At 68.1% G+C, this 17602-nt stretch carries 15 protein-coding genes; 5 read left to right on the top strand and 10 right to left on the bottom strand.

The window, feature by feature from the left end:
- The 3 genes from VD972_RS07475 to VD972_RS07465 form a co-directional block, all read right to left on the bottom strand.
- A partial coding sequence (locus VD972_RS07475) for a hypothetical protein (RefSeq protein WP_324982893.1) occupies positions 1 to 1999 on the bottom strand: 1999 nt, incomplete at its 3' end.
- 81 nt (positions 2000 to 2080) lie between these two features.
- A complete protein-coding gene (locus VD972_RS07470; RefSeq protein ID WP_324982890.1) occupies positions 2081 to 2284 on the bottom strand; it encodes a cold-shock protein in 204 nt (67 codons plus the stop codon).
- Positions 2285 to 2402: 118 nt separating this feature from the next.
- Positions 2403 to 4262 (bottom strand): M2 family metallopeptidase, encoded by a 1860-nt coding sequence (locus VD972_RS07465; RefSeq protein WP_324982887.1) that lies wholly within the window; start codon positions 4260 to 4262, stop codon positions 2403 to 2405.
- A 125-nt stretch (positions 4263 to 4387) separates the two neighbouring features.
- Between VD972_RS07465 and VD972_RS07460 the strand changes: the two genes are divergently transcribed.
- A complete protein-coding gene (locus VD972_RS07460; protein WP_324982885.1) occupies positions 4388 to 5488 on the top strand; it encodes a hypothetical protein in 1101 nt (366 codons plus the stop codon).
- 240 nt (positions 5489 to 5728) lie between these two features.
- Positions 5729 to 7597, top strand: a complete 1869-nt coding sequence (locus tag VD972_RS07455) for a vWA domain-containing protein (protein WP_324982882.1) — start codon at positions 5729 to 5731, stop codon at positions 7595 to 7597.
- 73 nt (positions 7598 to 7670) lie between these two features.
- Here the strand turns inward: VD972_RS07455 and VD972_RS07450 are convergent, their stop codons facing one another.
- Positions 7671 to 8963: a hypothetical protein gene (locus VD972_RS07450; protein WP_324982879.1), complete on the bottom strand. Its 1293-nt coding sequence runs from the start codon at positions 8961 to 8963 to the stop codon at positions 7671 to 7673.
- A gap of 139 nt (positions 8964 to 9102) precedes the next feature.
- Here VD972_RS07450 and VD972_RS07445 point away from each other — a divergent pair, with 139 nt between their 5' ends.
- Positions 9103 to 10116 (top strand): serine/threonine-protein kinase, encoded by a 1014-nt coding sequence (locus VD972_RS07445; protein WP_324982876.1) that lies wholly within the window; start codon positions 9103 to 9105, stop codon positions 10114 to 10116.
- A gap of 18 nt (positions 10117 to 10134) precedes the next feature.
- Positions 10135 to 11520: a hypothetical protein gene (locus VD972_RS07440; protein WP_324982873.1), complete on the top strand. Its 1386-nt coding sequence runs from the start codon at positions 10135 to 10137 to the stop codon at positions 11518 to 11520.
- A gap of 11 nt (positions 11521 to 11531) precedes the next feature.
- On the opposite strand, the gene VD972_RS07435 is transcribed toward VD972_RS07440, so the two are convergent.
- Positions 11532 to 11822 carry a PilZ domain-containing protein gene (locus VD972_RS07435; protein ID WP_324982870.1) on the bottom strand — a complete coding sequence of 97 codons (291 nt, stop codon included), beginning with the start codon at positions 11820 to 11822 and terminating at the stop codon, positions 11532 to 11534.
- 126 nt (positions 11823 to 11948) lie between these two features.
- Between VD972_RS07435 and VD972_RS07430 the strand changes: the two genes are divergently transcribed.
- Positions 11949 to 12758, top strand: coding sequence for a cyclase family protein (locus VD972_RS07430; RefSeq protein ID WP_324982866.1), 810 nt, complete (start codon positions 11949 to 11951; stop codon positions 12756 to 12758).
- Between the two features lie 239 nt (positions 12759 to 12997).
- On the opposite strand, the gene VD972_RS07425 is transcribed toward VD972_RS07430, so the two are convergent.
- The 5 genes from VD972_RS07425 to VD972_RS07405 all read right to left on the bottom strand — a co-directional run.
- A complete protein-coding gene (locus VD972_RS07425; protein WP_324982862.1) occupies positions 12998 to 13495 on the bottom strand; it encodes a hypothetical protein in 498 nt (165 codons plus the stop codon).
- A gap of 171 nt (positions 13496 to 13666) precedes the next feature.
- Entirely contained in the window at positions 13667 to 14047 is a 381-nt protein-coding gene (locus tag VD972_RS07420) for a PadR family transcriptional regulator (protein WP_324982859.1), read from the bottom strand.
- A gap of 22 nt (positions 14048 to 14069) precedes the next feature.
- Positions 14070 to 16730, bottom strand: coding sequence for an ADOP family duplicated permease (locus tag VD972_RS07415; protein WP_324982856.1), 2661 nt, complete (start codon positions 16728 to 16730; stop codon positions 14070 to 14072).
- A gap of 118 nt (positions 16731 to 16848) precedes the next feature.
- Positions 16849 to 17220 (bottom strand): DUF1304 domain-containing protein, encoded by a 372-nt coding sequence (locus VD972_RS07410; RefSeq protein ID WP_324982852.1) that lies wholly within the window; start codon positions 17218 to 17220, stop codon positions 16849 to 16851.
- Positions 17217 to 17602, bottom strand: a 386-nt coding sequence (locus VD972_RS07405; RefSeq protein ID WP_324982849.1) for an energy transducer TonB, incomplete at its 5' end; no start/stop codon positions are given. The genes VD972_RS07405 and VD972_RS07410, both read right to left, overlap by 4 nt.

Here is a 17602-nt window from a genome sequence, read left to right as displayed (position 1 = left end):
CTTCGATCTGGAACGCGATCAGGTGCCCCAGGGGGTAGTCGGGCAGGTACATCGGATAGGCGATCATGTGGCTGTAGATGCCCAGCAGCGGCGTGCCCGTCCCGCCCAGCACCGGCGCGTAGTACCGGTCCCAGAGCTCCTTCGCGATCGCCACCGTCGCCTCCCGCAGCTGCGCCGGTGTGGCGTCCGGGTGCTCGTACATCCAGTGCCACACCGCGGTGTCCACCAGCGCCACGCCCGCGATCTCCCACGTGGCCCAGAAGTCGCTGAGCACCCGCTCGCGCTCGGCCGTCGCGTCCGGCTTGCCCAGTCCCAGCAGCTCCTGATCCCGCGCCTGGAAGACGAAGGCCAGCGCCTCCGTGAACGCGTTGTTGGGCACCCCCTGCAGCAGCGTGTGGTCCACGTCGTAGAGCGAGAACACCTGCTCCACGTTGTGCCCCAGCTCGTGCACGGCGATGTTGTAGCCCTTGTAGTTCATCCCCTCCTTCTCCACCCGCGTCCGCAGGTGGGGGAAGTCCCCCCGCCGCATCGCCTGCATCGCGTGGCCCGCCCCGCGCGAGGGATCCACCAGGATGCGCGCGGCCAGGTACGCCGCGCGCTCCTTCGTGAAGCCCAGCCCTTGCAGGATCCGGGGGATGTCCTTGGCGAAGGCCTCGGCCGTCGGGTAGCGCTGCCGCGTGAGCTTGTCCAGCTCCGCCTCCGAGCGCGAGGCGCCCGGCCGGAACCCGTTGAACCACAGATCCTGCGGCTCCAGCTTGCGCCCCAGCCGCTGCTCGATGAGCTTCGCCACCCGCGGCACCAGCGGTGAGGTGAGCACCTGCGTCAGCAGCGCCTTCACCCGCTCCTCGGGGATCTCGCGCTGGAACTCGAAGGTGCGGGCCATCTGCGTGGGCGCCACCGGCACGTACGGATCCACCTTGCGCGCCGCGTGGAAGTGCGCCTGCAGCTTGGCGTACCGAGTGTCCGGCTCGGGCGCTGGATCCACCTTGGCCGGGCGCTCGGGGGCGTTGGCCTCCACCGTGTCCGCCGGCGCCACGGCGACGGTGTTCGTGAACGGATCCCAGTCCACCCGCGGGTTGTCGATGACGATCGCCGGGATCGTCTGCGTGACGATGCGCTCCATCACCTTGACGATCAGCCGCTGCTTCGCCAGCCCCTGCGCCTTGTCCGTGTAGTCCGCCTTCAGCTCATCCCGCAGGTTCCAGTGGCTGATGAGGCGCAGGCCCTTGGGGAAGAGCCGCTTGCGCTCCTTCCCGTCCACCACGTGGTGCATCCACACGTTGTACTCGGCGATGTAGAGATCCGCCGCCGCACCCGCGCGTGACACCTCCTGCTGCACGGCCGCCGGCACCCGGCGGTAGAAGCGGCTCGCCAGCCGCGCCTCGGCCCACTGGCGCCGCGTGTAATTCTTGGCGTTCGCGGCTCGCTCGGCCAGCGTGGTGAGCGGGAAGTTCAGCAGCACCACGAAGCCGATCTTCGACTTGAACAGATCGTCGGTGACGTGCGCGCTGGGATCGTACGCCGCCAGCAGCGGATCCACCGGCAGCAGCGGCCCCAGATCCAGATCCGTGGCCCACCGCAGCTCGCGGCCCAGCTCGTTGAAGTGGCCGTCGAGCTGCTCGAAGATCCGCTCCAGGCGCGCGAACGTGGCGTCCAGGGCCTTCGGATCGGCGAGGAAGTGCTCACGGACGAAGGCCCCCAGGTCCCCGTCCTCTTCACGCCACTGCGCGGCCACCTGGTCCACGCCGCGCTCGATGCGGGCGCGCTGGGCCTCGCCATGCTTCGCCACCAGCTCTGCCTTCAGGGCGGAGGTGTCTGCCTTCTTCCAGGGCGAGGGAGCAGCGGGGCTCGGCGAGGAAGTCATGGGTGAAGCCTCCGAGGAAGCAGGCGCCGCCTGCCCCGAGGGCTCGGCCTCTACCGAGGGAGCGCCGGTCTGCGCGGTCGCGCAACCGAGCAGGGTCAGCAGGGGGAGCAGGCGGGCGGAGCGGGACGGGAACATTCGCAACGAGGCCTCCAGAAACGATGAGGGCCCGACCCTCTCGGATCGGACCCCCCTGTGCAACGAAGAACGAGAGCTGGACTAGGCCGCGCGCACGTTCTGGGCCTGCAAGCCCTTGGGGCCCTTCGTCACCTCGAACTGGACCTTCTGCCCCTCCTGGAGGGTGCGGAAGCCATCCATGTTGATCGCGGTGTGGTGACAGAACACGTCCTCACCTCCGCCATCCTGAGTGATGAAACCAAAGCCCTTCGCATCGTTGAACCACTTCACAGTACCAGTAGCCATTTCTCTTCTTCTTTCGTCTTCTCCGGACGCGAAAATCGCCGTCCGGTCCCTTCGAGAAAAAACCCGATAGAGCGCTCAAAATGTAAGCGGCCCCGCTACCGGTGTCTACACAGGAAAGCTACCAACCGCACGTTTGTCCTCTGTTCTGCTCCTGGAGCCACGTACGCAGGGGGGCAAAGTGCTCGATCAGGGGGGTGGCATCCATCTGGCGCTGGCCCGTCATGGCGAACAGGGCCTCCTGCCACGGCTTGCTGGCCCCCAGCTCGAGCATGGCTTGGAGCCGCTTGCCAGCCTCCTTGTTCCCGTAGATGGAGCACTCGTGCAGGGAGCCCTTGTAGCCGGCGGCCTCGCACAGCGCCTTGTGGAACTGGAACTGGAGGATGCGGGCCAGGAAGTAACGTGTATACGGAACATTTGCGGGCACGTGGTACTTGGCGCCCGCGTCGAAGTCCTGCTCGGTGCGGGCCACGGGCGCGCCCACGCCCTGGTACTTCTCGCGCAGCGCCCACCAGGCCTTGTTGTAGTCGGCCGGCGCCGTCTTGCCGGAGAAGACGTCCCAGCGCCACTGATCGATCAGCAGGCCGAAGGGCAGGAAGGCCACCTTCTCCAGCGCGTCCTTCAGCTGGAGGTTGATGAGGTTCTTCTCGTTCTTCGGCACGTCCTTCAGCAGGCCGATCTGCTTGAGGTAGGACGGGGTAATGGAGAGGGTGATCGCGTCGCCGATGGCCTCGTGGAAGCCGTCATTGGCGCCGGCCTGATAGATCACGGGCAGCTGGTAGTAGTAGGTGAAGTAGTAGTTGTGCCCGAGCTCGTGGTGGATGGTGATGAGATCCTCCTCGGTGGGCTTGATGCACATCTTGATGCGCAGATCGTTGCTATAGGTGACGTCCCACGCGCTGGCGTGGCACACGACGTCCCGATCGCGCGGCTTGCTGAACTGCGAGCGCTCCCAGAAGGAGGCCGGCAGCGGCTTGAGCCCCAGCGAGGTGAAGAAGCTCTCGCCCATCTTCACCATCTTGATCGGATCGTAGCGCTGCTTCTTGATCGCCGCCGTCACATCCAGGCTGGCCTGGCCGGGGTACGGCTCCACCAGCGGGTAGATGTTGGCCCACTCCTGGGACCACATGTTGCCCAGCAGGTGCGCCGGGATGGGCTTGCCCGCGGGCACCTTGTCCGCGCCGTACTTCTTGGCGAGACGGGCGCGCACGTAGCAGTGGAGATCGTCATAGAGCGGCTTCACCTGCTGCCACAGGCGCTGGGTGTCCTTCTCGAAGGCGTCGGGCGACATGTCATAGGCGGACTTCCAGAGATCGCCGATGTTGGCGAAGCCGATCTCCTTGGCGCCCTCGTTGCCGAGCGCCACGAAGCGCTCATAGAGCGGGCGCATGGGCGGAGAGATGGAGTGCCAGCCGCTCCACGCCTCCAGCAGCTGGTCGTAGCTGCGGCTGGTGGACAGCACGTCCTCCAGCTCGCCGAGATCCTTGCAGGACTCCTTCCCGGCCTTGTCCTTCTTGCAGTACTTGCCCTTGCCGTAGAGGCCCTCGAGCTTCGCGGCGATGGTGGCCAGCTCGGAGCGCTTCTGCGCGTCCGAGGGCGCGGCGATGGCGGAGCTCACCTTCAGCAGATGGATGGTGCGCGCCGTGTCCGGATCCAGCTTCAGGCCCTCGAAGCGGCGTGAGTCCTTGATGGCCTGGTTCATGTAGCCGAGGACTTCCTCGTTGACGAAGGCCGCGTTCCGCTCGGTGTCGTCGGTGATGTAGGTGGACTTGATCCACTCGGCGGTTGCCTGCTTGATCCAGAGGCGCTTGAGGTCCGCGTTGACGCGCTCGGCGAACGTCTTGGCGTCCGCGGCGGTGGGCTGGCCCTTGGGGGCGGGGCTCGCGGGCGCCTGGCCCTGAGCCGCCACCGGCAGGGCGGAGAGGAGCGCGGCCACGCAGGCCGCACGCACGGTACATAGCAGGGAGGGGGTTCGGATCATGGCGGGCGACCCTAGAAGAACTGTCGTCTGAAGGCATCCTGAAACGTTGGATCCCTGCTCGGGGAGCGGGCGGGCGGCTCACCCGTGCCCTCGCGCTGGACTGCCCGGCGCTACAGCTTGAACTCATGCTGCTGGGACTGACAGGGGATCCAGGGTGGCCCGCCCCCGCCGAGGCGCTGGCGAGCGCACGTCGTTTCCTGGAGCAACAGAGGGATCGGCACGTCCTCGTCGCGCCGCACACGGATGTGGACGGGCTGTCTTCCGGCGTGCTCGCCCTCAGGGCGATCCGGATGCTCGGGGCCCGCACCACCTCTCGGCTCCCGGGTAAGGGAGAGCACGCTCACTCGCCCGCATTCCAGGAGCGGCTGAGCCAGGTTGGCGCCGAGGCGCTCGTGGTCCTCGACATGGGCAGCCGCGCCGGGCCCATCGTCTCAGGGCTGCCCACGCTCCTCGTCGACCATCACCCCTCCACCGAGTTCCCTGAGGGGGTCCTGGTGCTCTCCAGCGCCGGCCACCTGCCCGTCGCTCCTTCGAGCCTGCTGACCTATGCGCTCGTCGCACCGCTGGTCATCCCAGGGCCTCTGGAGTGGCTGGCCGTGATGGGGACCGTCGCGGATCTCGGGGCGGACGCTCCCCTGCCCTTCCTCAAAGACGCACTGCGCCGTGCGGGGCGCAAGGCCGTGACAGAGGCGGTCGCCCTCCTCAATGCCGCGCGCCGCTCCTCCCACTTCGCCGCGTCCCTGGCGCTTGAGGTGCTGATGCGCGCCGGCAGCGCCGCGGACATCACCGAGGGCCGAGTCCCTGGCGTGGACGCGCTCCGAGACTGCCGCCTGGAGGTCCAGCGCGAGGTGGCCCGCTGCGCCAAGGCGCCCCCCCGGATCGCTGGCAACGTGGCGCTGCTGCTGTTCAGCTCTGGCGCCCAGGTCCACCCGCTGGTGGCGGTCCGCTGGGCCCAGCGATTCCCCGAGCACATCATCATCGCCGCCAACGCGGGCTACCTGCCCGGGCGAGTGAACTTCGCGGTGCGCAGCCGCGAGCCGTTGGATCTCATCGCCTTCCTGCGCGAGCTCGACCTGCCACCCTTCGAGGGCGAGTTCGCCCACGGCCACACCCAGGCCACCGGGGGGAGCCTCCCCGCAAAGGAGTTCCTCCGGTTCACCGAGGCGCTGGGCTTCCGAGGGCTCCAGGCGAACGATGTGGAGCGCCGGGGCGTCGCTCCAGGCTGAGCCGCGTTGTGTCTGGCTGCACAACCTCCAGGATCAGGAGGCCCCCGAGCCCGGCCTCGCGTGCGCTCCATGAACGTGGGCCTCGAAGGCCTGGTGCAACCGGAATCCTGGCGGAATCCCTGAGCTTTTTCGTGCTGGCGCCACTCAGGCCGACCGGTGCGATTGAATATCCGCGCGGTGCTTAGACCCGAATAAAGGGCTCGTGCGTTCGAGTCGCGTCCCTTCGATCGTGGAGTCCACATGTCCCAGTCCACCCTGCGCCGTCTGTCCCGCTGGGGAAGCACCTTCCTCGCCGTGAGCCTCATCCCCGGGTGCGCCACCAAGGCGACTCAGGAATCCACCATGGCGGTGGCATCCGCGACCAGAGAGGTCGATCGCCTCCAGGCCGAGTCCCAGTCCGCACCGGCGGACATGGGTGGAGATGGAGAGAGCGTCGAGGGCGACGTGGAGGGCATTGTTGAGGGCCGTGTCGAGGGCGGTGTGCTGGGCGGTGTGCTGGGCGCTAGCCTCTCCACCGAGTCCGACAGGAAGGATGCGCTCGCCGCTCCCACGGGTGCGATGGGCCAGCCCTCCGTGGACGCTCCCCCTCCTCCTCCGCCCTCCTCTGGCCTCTTGCGCGCCAAGCCCGCAAAGCCGTTGTTGATGAAGGCTCCCACTGTCCATGCCGAGCCGAAGCCCATGCCCTCGACCCCCGAGCCGGAGAAGGTCCTGGTCCACAGTGGCGACGCCCGTGAGACGATCTCCCAGGGCAACAAGTTCGAGGCCCACGAGGCCAATCCCTTCACCGATGCGCGGGAGGACGCGCTCTCCACCTTCGCGGTGGACGTGGACACCGCCTCGTACTCGCTCGCGCGCCGCTACCTGATGCAGGGCAACCTGCCCCCGCCCGAGGCCGTGCGCGTCGAGGAGTTCGTCAACTACTTCAAGTACCGCTATGCCGCGCCCGAGAAGGGCGCCTTCACCGTGCACCTCGAGGGCGCGCCCTCTCCGTTCGCCCAGGGCCGTCACTTTATGCGCGTGGGCGTGCAGGGCAAGGTCGTCTCGCGCTCGCAGCGCAAGGCGGCGCACCTCGTCTTCCTGGTGGACACCAGCGGCTCCATGCAGTCGGCGGACAAGCTGCCGCTGGTCAAGGAGTCGATGAAGATCGCGGTGAAGAACCTCAACGAGAACGACACGGTGGCCATCGTCACCTACGCGGGCTCCACGCGGGACGTGCTGGCGCCCACGCCCGCCACGGATCAGCAGCGCATCTACGCGGCGATCGAGTCGCTCAGTTCGGGTGGTGGCACGGCCATGGGCTCTGGCATGGAGATGGCATACCGCCACGCGGTGAAGAAGGTCGGTGGCAACGTGGTCTCCCGCGTCATCGTCCTCACGGATGGTGACACCAACATCGGGCCCAACCTCTCCGCCGAGTCCATGCTGGAGAACATCCGGAACTACGTGGCCGAGGGCGTGACGATGACCACCGTGGGCTTCGGCATGGGCAACTACCGCGATGACCTGATGGAGAAGCTGGCGGACAAGGGCAACGGCAACTCCTTCTATGTGGACAGCTACCAGGAGGCGAAGAAGGTCTTCGAGACGCAGCTCACGGGTACGATCGAGGTGATCGCCAAGGACGTGAAGATCCAGGTGGAGTTCAACCCGGAGGCGGTGCGCCGCTACCGGTTGGTGGGCTACGAGAACCGCAACGTGGCGGACCGCGACTTCCGCAACGACAAGGTGGACGCGGGCGAGATCGGCGCGGGCCACAACGTCACCGCGCTCTATGAGGTGGAGCTGACCGGTGAGCAGGCGCCGCTGGCCACGGTGCGCATCCGTGCCAAGGCGCCCAACGGCACCGAGGCCGCCGAGCAGAGCTTCCCCTTCGAGCGGGGCATGCTGCGCTCGTCGGTGGAGGGGGCCTCCTCGGACTTCCGCTTCGCGCTGGCGGTGGCGTCCTCGGCGGACATCCTGCGCCACAGCCCAGCGGCGAAGAGCTGGAGCCTGGTCACCGCGCGCAAGCTCGCGGAGGGGGCCTCCGAGGGCCAGGCCGAGCGCAAAGAGTTCCTCAAGCTCGTGACCCAGGCCGAGGCGCTCATGGGCGCCTCCGCCACGCGCCGGTAGCCACCGGACGGTGGAAGGCACCTGCCAGCTCCGCATGTCCTTCCGCTGGGCCCTCTGAGCCTTCCGTTCCCCGTCAGTCCAGCGAGGACTGCGCCGAGTAGAAGACCACACGCCCGCCAGTGGCCGGGGACGTCACACCGCTGACGCCCTCGGTGACTGTCCACAGGTTGGTGCCGCTGCCCGTGGCGTGCATGCCCTCGGGCATTCGCGCCCACTGGAGGCTCCCCGACAGGTATGCCGTGCGCGAGGCGCTCGTGGACACCTTGAAGAGCGCGCCGCCGTAGCGCGTCGAGCTCAGCCAGTACGAGCTGGTCGACGTCGAGGTCATGATCGGAGCCACCCCCTGCACGTTGGGCTCGTTCATGATGTAGGCCTTCTCGGGTGCCACCAGGCCGTTCACCGTCTTGAGGCGATTCGTGGCGACGTCCATGGGCCAGCGGTAGAGCCGCCCGCCGAGCCCCGGCGTGGTGCCGTCATACGGGCACGAGGTGCCGGTGTTGTTGCAGTACTCGCCCGAGAGCACCACCGGCGTGGTGCCGCGCGTGTCCTTGCCCAGGAAGGAGAACTTGGGGCGGCACGGGCTGACGATGGATGCAGGCACCACGTACGCACTCACCTGCGGCAGCACGTACTTGTACCCATAGGCGCACCACACCGAGCCCACGCGGCCGAGCGCTGCCTCGCACGTGGCGCTGGCGTTCACCTCGCGGATCTGCGTGAGGTCGAACACGCGGATGCCATCGGAGGTGTCCGCCATATAGAGGTAGTTGCCGAACCAGGTGAGGCCGCCCCCGTGCTCGGGGATGGTGGTGAAGTTGCCGGAGCTGGTGGGCCGCACCAGGAGGATGTGCCGGTAGTTCACCGCGCTCGCCGACATGTCCGAGATGTCCGCCACGGAAATCCGCACGCCCTTGTCCGGGCTGGTAGTGGGCGCGTAGTGCCAGGCGACAATGGCGACGTTGGCACTGCCGGAGACGCCCGCGGTCATGCCCTGGGGAATCCACTCCGTGGTGGCCATGTCGCCGTCATTCCAGCGGAAGCCGCCCTTGTAGCCCACGGCCGGCGGACGGCTGGTGGAGAGCACGGGGCCCACGCGGTTGAGATCCAGGACGATGTCATCCAGCCCGAGCGCGGGGCCCACGGGCGTCATGTACGAGGGATAGGCGCTCCAGGTGTTCTGGTCCTGCAGCTGGAGACAGCTCGCGGAGTGGGTCGTGAGCGGAGCTCCCTCGGTGAGGGCCTGCTCCGTGGACCCCGTGACTTCCTCCGGGATCCACTCCGTGTCGGGGCCACACGCCGTCAGTCCGGCTCCAGCCATGCACAGCGCGACGAACAGGCTCCTGCCTTCATGGAACGAGGTCTTCAACGGGGACTCCCTCTGAGAACAGCGGTGGATGAACCAGGGCCTTGGCCCCATGCCTCTCTAGAGGAGCTGGAATCAAGGACATCTCATTAAAAATTATTTAAACTGGCAGAATCGAAATCCCACCTCGGAGGCGCTGCCCATGGTGACGTCCCCCCGAAGTCCCTCCCCCACTCCCTTCGGGGACTACCTGCTCCTCGATCGCGTCGGCCTCGGAGGCATGGCCGAGGTGTGGCGCGCGAAGAGGTTTGGCGGTGAGGGGCTCGGGCGGGTGGTGGCGCTCAAGCGGATCCTCCCGATGTTGTCGGTCGACGAGGAGTTCGTCTCGATGTTCCTCGACGAGGGACAGCTGGGGCTCCAGCTGCTCCACCCCAACATCGCGCAGATCTTCGAGTTGGGGCAGGTCGACTCAGAGCCCTTCCTGTCGATGGAGTACATCCCTGGCAAGTCCCTGGGAGATCTCTTCGAGCACCAGCGCAAAGCGGGCAAGCCCGCGCCGATCCCCCTGGTCTGCTACTGCATCGCCGAGATGTGCGCCGGGTTGGACTCCGCCCACCGGAAGAAGGATGGGATGGGGCGGGACCTGAACATCGTCCACCGAGGCCTCTCCCTGCAGGACGTCCTCCTCTCCTTCGAGGGCGAGGTGAAGGTCATCGACTTCGGGATCGCCAAGGCGGCGGGCCGGGTGACGCAGACCCAGCCCGGCATCATCAAGGGCAAGTTCGGCTACATCAGTCCGGAACAGATCGACAGCTTGCCGGTGGATCGGCGCTCGGACGTGTTCGCCACCGGCGTGTGTCTGTACGAGCTGCTCACGGGCCAGCGGCTCTTCGTGAGTGACAGTCCCTACGAACTCGTAAGGATGACGCGTGAGGTCCAGGTGGCGCCGCCCTCCACGCACAACCGCCTCATCCCCAAGATCCTGGAGCGGATCATCCTCCGGGCGCTGGCTCCGGATGTGAACGAGCGCTACCCGTACGCGAGTGAGCTCGGCGATGACCTGCGGAGCTTCCTCACCCTGGTGGGCGCAGGCTTCACTCAGCAGGATCTCCGGCAGTACATGCGTGCCACCTTCGCCCAAGACGTCCAGCTCGAGGAGCAGCGGCAACGGGAGTACTCGCAGATCGTGCCGCCGAAGGGCTTCGACGTCCCCTGACCTCTTGAGAGTGTCTCCATGCGCTACCCCGTCCTCTGCTTTGCCTTGCTCGTCCTCGTGGGGCCCGCCCGAGCCGCTGATGACAGCGCGCTCTGGGAGGCCGTCTTCCAGCTCGACGATCCCGAGCACGCCAAGAAGGCCGCCTCCCTGCTGCGCTCGAACGGAGCCGCTGGCTACGACGTGCTCTCGAAGGCGGCGCGGATGGGCGGAGAGCGTGCAGCGCTGGCCATCGCGGCGACGGAGCTGAAGTGTCAGATGATGATGATGCGCGCGCTGCCGTACCATCCCTACGGCATGAGGGGACAGGAGCTACCGCAGAGCGCGGCGAAGCTGGCCATGGAGATCCTCCTGGAGGACAAGGCCCTGCGTGAGGGGATGCTCGGCGCGAAGAAGCCTTTCGATCGGGCCATGGCGCTCCTCGCCTCGGCGGGTGTGCCTGGGGCGCTGCCCGGGGCCTTGAAGCGGCTGGAGAAGGAGAAGGCACCGCGCGTGCTGGAGTGGGTCGAGAGCACCTCGCACTGCGCCAAGTTCCGTACCGGCGATCAGGTGGACGAAGAAGCGGGGCGGCTCGCCCGGAGGTTGGAGGGGACGGTGCAGCAGCCGCGCTGTGAGGATGCAGGCATGGTGGCCAGCACCCTCGTCGAGGGGATGGCCAAGGGCAGCTATCAGGTGTCCGGGTGGGCGCGCAGCAACGACGACTTCACCGTGACGGTGATGCGTGGAGCTGAAGAGCGATCGCACCTGGCGCCGCCGTGCGCGCTCGCGCTGTATGACGCGCTGGCGAAGCGTGGCACCTACCTGCATGGACTGGTGGTTCCGATCACCCAGCAGCGCCTGCTGCCCCTCTCGACCCGGGACGCGGCCGCGCGCCGAGCCGTGAGGGATCTGACGCGCTACCCGGAGCAGGAGCGGAATAAGCTGGCCGCGGAGCTGGTCAACGCCGGCTACGAGGTGCCGGTGAAGGTGACATTCCGAGAGGGTGACACCTTTGCGCAGGAGAAGGAGCTGGAGGCCGCCGCGCGGCAGGGCAGCAAGGTCGCGCGGGCCCAGATCGAGAGCTACGTCTTCTGCCGGGGAACGTTCGGGTCCCAGGGTCTGGCGATGCTGGGCTACCTCGAGACGCGAGAGGTGGCGGACATGGCCTATGAGCTGGCGGTGCGGTGCCCTCACGCACTGGGCTCGGGCACTGCGGCACTGGTGCGGCTGAAGGATCCGCGGGGGCTCGAGCTGCTCGGGAAGGCGCTGGAGAACCTGGGCTTCGCCGAGGATGATCTCCAGCGCGCGGCCATCGAGGCCTACACGCCCGCCCTGGGGAGCGAGCTGCGCAGGCAGGTGTCGCAAGGCAGCAGCCGGGCCAAGGATCTGCTGAAGATCCTGACGCTCGCGGGCGTGATGAGGGACTGAGGCGCCTGCCGCTACCCGGCGAGGAAGCCGTGAGCCTCGGCAGGAACCTCGGTGAAGCGCACGCCCATGCGGCTGGGCGACTGGGGCTGGCTGGCGGCTTGAGCCCAGACCACCTCCCCGCGGAAGGGCAGCTCGCGACCGGCGACCTCGAAGGTGCCGTGGAGCAACGAGCCCGGCAGGAAGACGAAGGGAGCCTCCACGCTGAAGCCGCCCGTGGAGACGTCCGCGGTGTGGACGTTCAGGCGGTTTCCGAGCAGGAGCGACAGACTGCGAGCACTGCGAACAGGGCGGGAAGGGAGCATGCGCACATGGTGATACAGCGCTGTAGCCTCGCAAGTTTCCTGCTCTCTCGCCTGACGCTTCAGCGAGGCCCCGTCGCCATGATCTACCCTCTCGCCGGTTCTGCTGCCCCGACGAGGATCACCTCCATGCATACCGGATACTGGAAGCTCCTGCTGTTCCCCCTGGCCCTGCTGCTGGGGGCCTGCGCCACCTCGGGCCCCAGTGGCCGCGAGTCGCAGACCCCGGCCGAGTGGCTCTCGCGCGCACGGGTCGTCGATCTCGGCCACCCGCTCACCCCGGACATGCCCGTCTTCCCGGGCGGAACGCGCCTCAGCGCGAAGGTGCAGGGCACTGTCGAGCGTGATGGCTACTTCATCCGCCAACTCGAGCTCGGGGAGCACATCGGCACCCACGTGGACGCGCCGGCCCACTTTGCCGCGGGCTCGGCCTCTGTGGACAGGCTCCCCCCGGACGTGCTGAGGGGCCCGGCCGCGGTGGTAGATGTCACCGCACAGGTGGCCAGCAACCCGGACTACGAGGTGTCCACCGCGGACATCGAGGCGTGGGAGCGCGAGCATGGTCCACTGCAGCCCCAGCATCTGGTGCTCATCCGCACCGGCTGGGCCGCGCGCTGGCCCGACGAGCAGCGCTACCGCAATGCGGATGCGGCCGGCGTCATGCACTTCCCCGGCCTCTCCCTGGCCGCCAGCCGCCTGCTGCGCCTGCGCCAGGTGCGGGCCATCGGTATCGACACCCTCTCCACGGACCCAGGCCCCAGCGCCACCTTCGAGCAGCACAAGGACTTCCTGACGGGGGGCGGCTACCACATCGAGAACCTCGCGGATCTCTCGGCGCTGCCTCCCGTCGGAGCCTTCCTCGTCGTCTCGCCGCTGTTCGTGAAGGATGGCAGCGGCGCCCCGGCGCGGGTGTTCGCCTTCCTCCCCCCGGAGAGGTGATCACGGCGCTGGGTGGTAACACCTGAGACCAGTGGAAACCGGAGTGTCGCTCTCTGCCTGGTCTCTGCTGCGTGTCGCTCCGCCGGGACTCATTCCAGGCATCCGCTGTGCATTGAGATCACCTCGACTGCCGCCGCCAACGGCCTTACTGCTCTCACCCCTTGTTGCTGGTGGCGCTGACCACTCACCCCAAAGGGCCGACGGACTGGGGTTGGGGCGTGATGGACTGCGTCTACGCCTCACCAGGACAGGCGTGTGCCCAGTCCCAGCGTCCGGAAATTGTTGTTGGCTTGGTCGATGTCGAAGTCGTCGTGGTAGCGCGCGTCGACGACCAGGGGCAGCCAGTCCACGAAGTTCAGTCCCACCTCCACCCCCACGGAAAATCCGATCCGGCTGTCCTCGGCCCTGTACCAAGCAAGTCCTCCCACGAAAGCGGGACTGACACGGCCCACGTACGCTACGAGGCGCACCACTCCCCCGAGCTGGAAGAGGGCCTCATTCTTGAGGTGGCCGACTTCGCCCGCGTCGATCTGGATCCGAGAGCCAGCATGGGCGTACAGGGCCACCTCCGGCCCGAGAGCGACATAGGAGCCGAGCCGTGCGAGCAGCTGGAGCCGGGCGCCTCCCCCGTCATGGACAATGGCTTCGTTGTCTGTGCCCCATGCGTAGCCCGCCTGCAGGCCCAGCTCCATGCGCGCGTCTTGGGTCGAAGCCTCACTGGAGACAGGGGGGCTCACAGCCTCCTCCTGCGCCAAGGCTGTTCCAGCGAACAGCCACAGCAAGACGGACAGTGCTCTCATGCGACGCACCATGACATCGAGGCGCAGCCTCGGTCCAACACAGCACCCGTATCGGGGGCATACCACTTTGGAGGTATCGCCCTGCTCCGGGGTGGCACCTTCTATAGGTCAAGTGCCACCCCGTGCATTTCCACCGGCAAGCAGTGGTACGAGGTCGACGCCGTGCCAGAGCCGCTCGCGCATCTCGCGCGAGTCCGCCAGCGCACGCGCTCCCCGAGGCGTGACGGCGAACATCCGCCGGGAGCCTCCAGCGCCCGCGTCCCCTCGCTCCGAGGTGACCAGCCCCTTCGCCTCGAGCCGGTCCAGCGTGGCGTACACCGCGCCGATCGCCACCTCACGCCCGGCCACCTCCTCCAACTCCCGGCGGACGGCCATCCCATAGGCGCCACTTCCCTCGGGGGCCCGCCCGGTGCGCAGCACGGCAAGCAGCACCTGCTCCTCGAAGGTGCCGAGGGGCGCGTCGGACGTCGTGCTGGCGGGGGACGGCATGGGGTTCTCCTCTGGAGAGAGTCTAGCTCTCGCGGAACACGGCGGCGGGATCGAGACGGCTGGCGCGCCACGCGGGCAGCAGCGCCGCGGCGACCCCCACGGCCAGCAGCGCCAGGGTGGCGGCAGCGAGCGACAACGGATCCACCGCGCTCACCCCGTACAGGAACGCGGACAGCAGCCGCGCCAGGATGAGCGCCGCGACGATGCCGAGCGCGCTCCCGAGCAGCACCAGCACTCCACCCCGCCCCACCACCTGCGCCACCACGCGCGAGGGGCGCAGCCCCAAGGCGATGCAGATCCCCAGGTCGCGCTGACGCCGGCGGACGAAGTGGGAGGTGACGCCGTAGACACCGACCGCGCCGAGCACCACCGCGAGCGCCGTGAGGAGCGCGAGGACCGACATCACCTGCCGCGCGGGTCCGATCGCGTGCGCGAACACCTCCTCGAGGGTGGTGGCGCGGTGCACGGCCACGGAGGGAGCGATGGCGGCGATCTGCCGGCGGGCGTCCTCGAGCAGCGCCGCGGGATCGTGGCCCGGCTCCGCGCGCAGCACCAGCGTGTTCCGCGTCGGCGCGTAGGACTTCACCTGCGCGTAGAGGAAGTAGCGCGCCGGGACGGGGCCGTCGGTGAGGGCCGCCTCCGCCACGTCCTCCACCACTCCGATGATCCGCTCAAACCCGCCGAGCCCCGTTCCAATGCGCCGCCCGACGGGGTTCTCGCCAGGGAAGTACTTCGCGGCGAGCGCACGGTTGATCACCACGACGCGCTCTGTGTCCTCCCGGTCGCTGGCAGCCAGCAGGCGTCCCTCGAGCAGCTGGATCCCGACCGTCTGGAAATACCCGGGCGTCACCAACCGCACGGAGGCGGTGGTGGATGGGAGGTCCGGCTTGTCCTCCAGCTTGATTCCCCAGTTGTCGCCCGAGCCCCGCAGGGGCAGCTTCTGGGTAGAGCCCGCCGCACGGACTCCCGGCAGCGCCGCGAGTCCCGCCTCCAGCTCCGCTACCAGCCGCCGCCGCGCATCCGGCTCGACGTTCGCCTCCATCACCACGTCCAGGACCGCCACGCGGCCGATGTCCACGCCCGGATCGATGGCGCTCAGGTTCGCCACCGAGCGCACCAGCAACCCGGCCCCCGCCGTCAGCAGCACCGCGAGCGCCACCTGCCCCACCACCAGCGCCCCCTCGGTCCTTCCACCGCGAGCGCCGATCCCGCCCGTCCGCGAGTTTCCTAGTGCGCGCTGCGGATTGGACTTCCGCAACGAGCGTGCCGGCAGCCAGGCCACCGCGAGCGCCGCGACGAGCGCTAGCAGCAGCGCGGCGAAGAACACGCCCCAGTCCAGCGAGCCGCGTGCGGCCAGGGGCCCGAGCGGGAGCGCCTCGGAGAGCAACCGGAAGCCCTGAGCCGCGATCACCGCGCCGAGCCCGGCGGCGGCCAGCCCCAGCAGGAGCGCCTCCACGACGAGCTGCTGCGTCATCCGGCGGTGGTCGGCACCGAGCGCCTCCCGGACCGCCAGCTCGGTGGCACGGCTGTCCACCTGCCCCAGCATCAGGGCGGCGACGTTGGCGCACGCGATGAGCAGCAGCACTGCCATTGCCGCGAGCGTCGCGAGCAGCGGGGCCTCGAGCGGCCCGAGCAGGTGCTCGCGAAGAGGCGTCAGGGAGGGCGAGCGCGTCTTGTCCCACTGTGCCGGGTACTGGAACTCCTCGCGGAGCCGCGATGCGAGACGATCCAGCGCCAGGGCGAGTGCGGGTCCATCGGTCCCGGGCGCCCGCCGTCCCACGAAGGCGTAGTTGCCGGAGCGGTCCTCTTCGTTCAGCGGCTCCGCCACCCAGAGGCGCACCGTCGGATCCGGGAACCAGAAGCCTTGGGGCATTACGCCCACCACCGTGTGTGGCCTCCCGTCGAGCTCCACCGTGCTCCCCACCAGCGACGGCTGTCCGCCGAGCGACTTGTAGAGCTCGTGGCTGAGGACCACCACCGGCTCGGCACCTGGGCGGTCTTCGTTGGGCTCGAAGGCGCGACCGATCGTGGGGCGCACCCCGAGCACGTCGAAGAGCCCGGCGCTCGTGGGAACCGCCGCCACCAGCTCAGGAGTCGTGTCCACTCCGCGCCGCAGCGGGAGATCCCTCTGTTTGAACGCCGCGACGGCGCTGAAGCCGGACCAGTCGGACGACAGGTAGAGGAACTCCTTCTCGGACCAGTTCCCCGGGGACCAGAACAAGCCCAGCCGGTCCTCCGCGGGGTACGGCAGCGGCGACAGCAGCATCCCCCGCACCAGCCCGAAGGCCGCCGCCGTCCCACCGACGCCGAGCGCAAGGGTGAGGACCGCCAGCAACGCGTAGGTGGGACGCGAGCGCAGCCGGCGCGCCGCGTACCGCAGATCCATGATGAAGCTCTCCATGGGAGGCCCTCCAGGGCGTAGGCGGCTGGAGGCCGGCTCGAAGCCAGTCCAGCCGCGAGAGAACGTCCGCCGCAGAAGCGGTGGCACCGAGCCGAGCACCTGCCGCCACAGCCACGCGCGCGCGGCCCGGCGACCCTCTCGGGCCTCCCGGACAGCGAGCTCGGCGGAGAGCTCGGCAATCACCTCGTCCCGTTCAGCGTAGGGAAGCCACGCCCGCAGCAGCGCCAGAGGGAGACGGGGGACCCCCAGGGGGCCTCCACTCCTCGGGTTGGACTGTTGCACGCGCACCTCGTCTCACTGGCGGGGTCCTGATTACTACAATGTAGAATACGAGGCCAGTGGCAGGCGATTGCATGGGCTGGCGCAGAGCCCTCTCTGGTTCATGGACTGAGCGAGCAGCTCAGCGGGCTTCCGTCCTCGGCGACGACAGCAGCACGAGCACCAGTGCCAGCAACGCCGGCATCGCCTGAATGAACAGGATCGAGAGCTTGGAGGTGAAGCCGCCGAAGACGCCTGCGACCACCACGCAGCCCAGGAAGAACAGCTTCACATCGCGTTTGCCAGTGGCCAGCGCCCAGCCCAGGCCCACGGCCAGGATGCCATTGTAGAGGCCCTGGTTGGCGGCCAGCGTTGCCGAGGAATGCAGCACCTCGCGCGGCAGCTTAAACACTCTCTCGCCCACGGCGTGGTCCCAGAAGAACATCTCCAGGACCATGAATCCGACATGCGCAAGCGCCACGAAGCCCACCATGATGTTGGCAAACAGCTTCATCGTGTCTTCTCCTTGTCAGTCTTCGTGCCACCGCCCTGGACGTTCACCGGCCCGTCCTGGGGTGGCAACGAGAGCTTGATGTTGAACGTGTAGTCCACCGCGACGGGTTTTCCCTGATAGGTGACAGGCTTGTAGCGTGACGCGTACAGAGCATCGAGCACCGCCTTCTCCATGTGAGGCAAGGGCTTGATCATCCGGCACTTCTCCACCGTGCCCTCGAGCGTGATGACGCACTTGGCGATCACCAGGCCCTGCACTTTGGCCTCGATGGCCTCACGCGTGTATTGAGGCACGGGGCCCGAGATCTTCTCCGGGCGCGTCATGCCCACGCCGAAAGGGAGCATGTCCGTGTCGGAGGTGCCCACCTGTCCGCCCAGCACTC

The sequence above is a fragment of the Hyalangium sp. genome (assembly GCF_035629615.1).
Lineage (GTDB): Bacteria > Myxococcota > Myxococcia > Myxococcales > Myxococcaceae > Hyalangium.
This window is presented reverse-complemented; position numbering and strand designations above follow the sequence as displayed.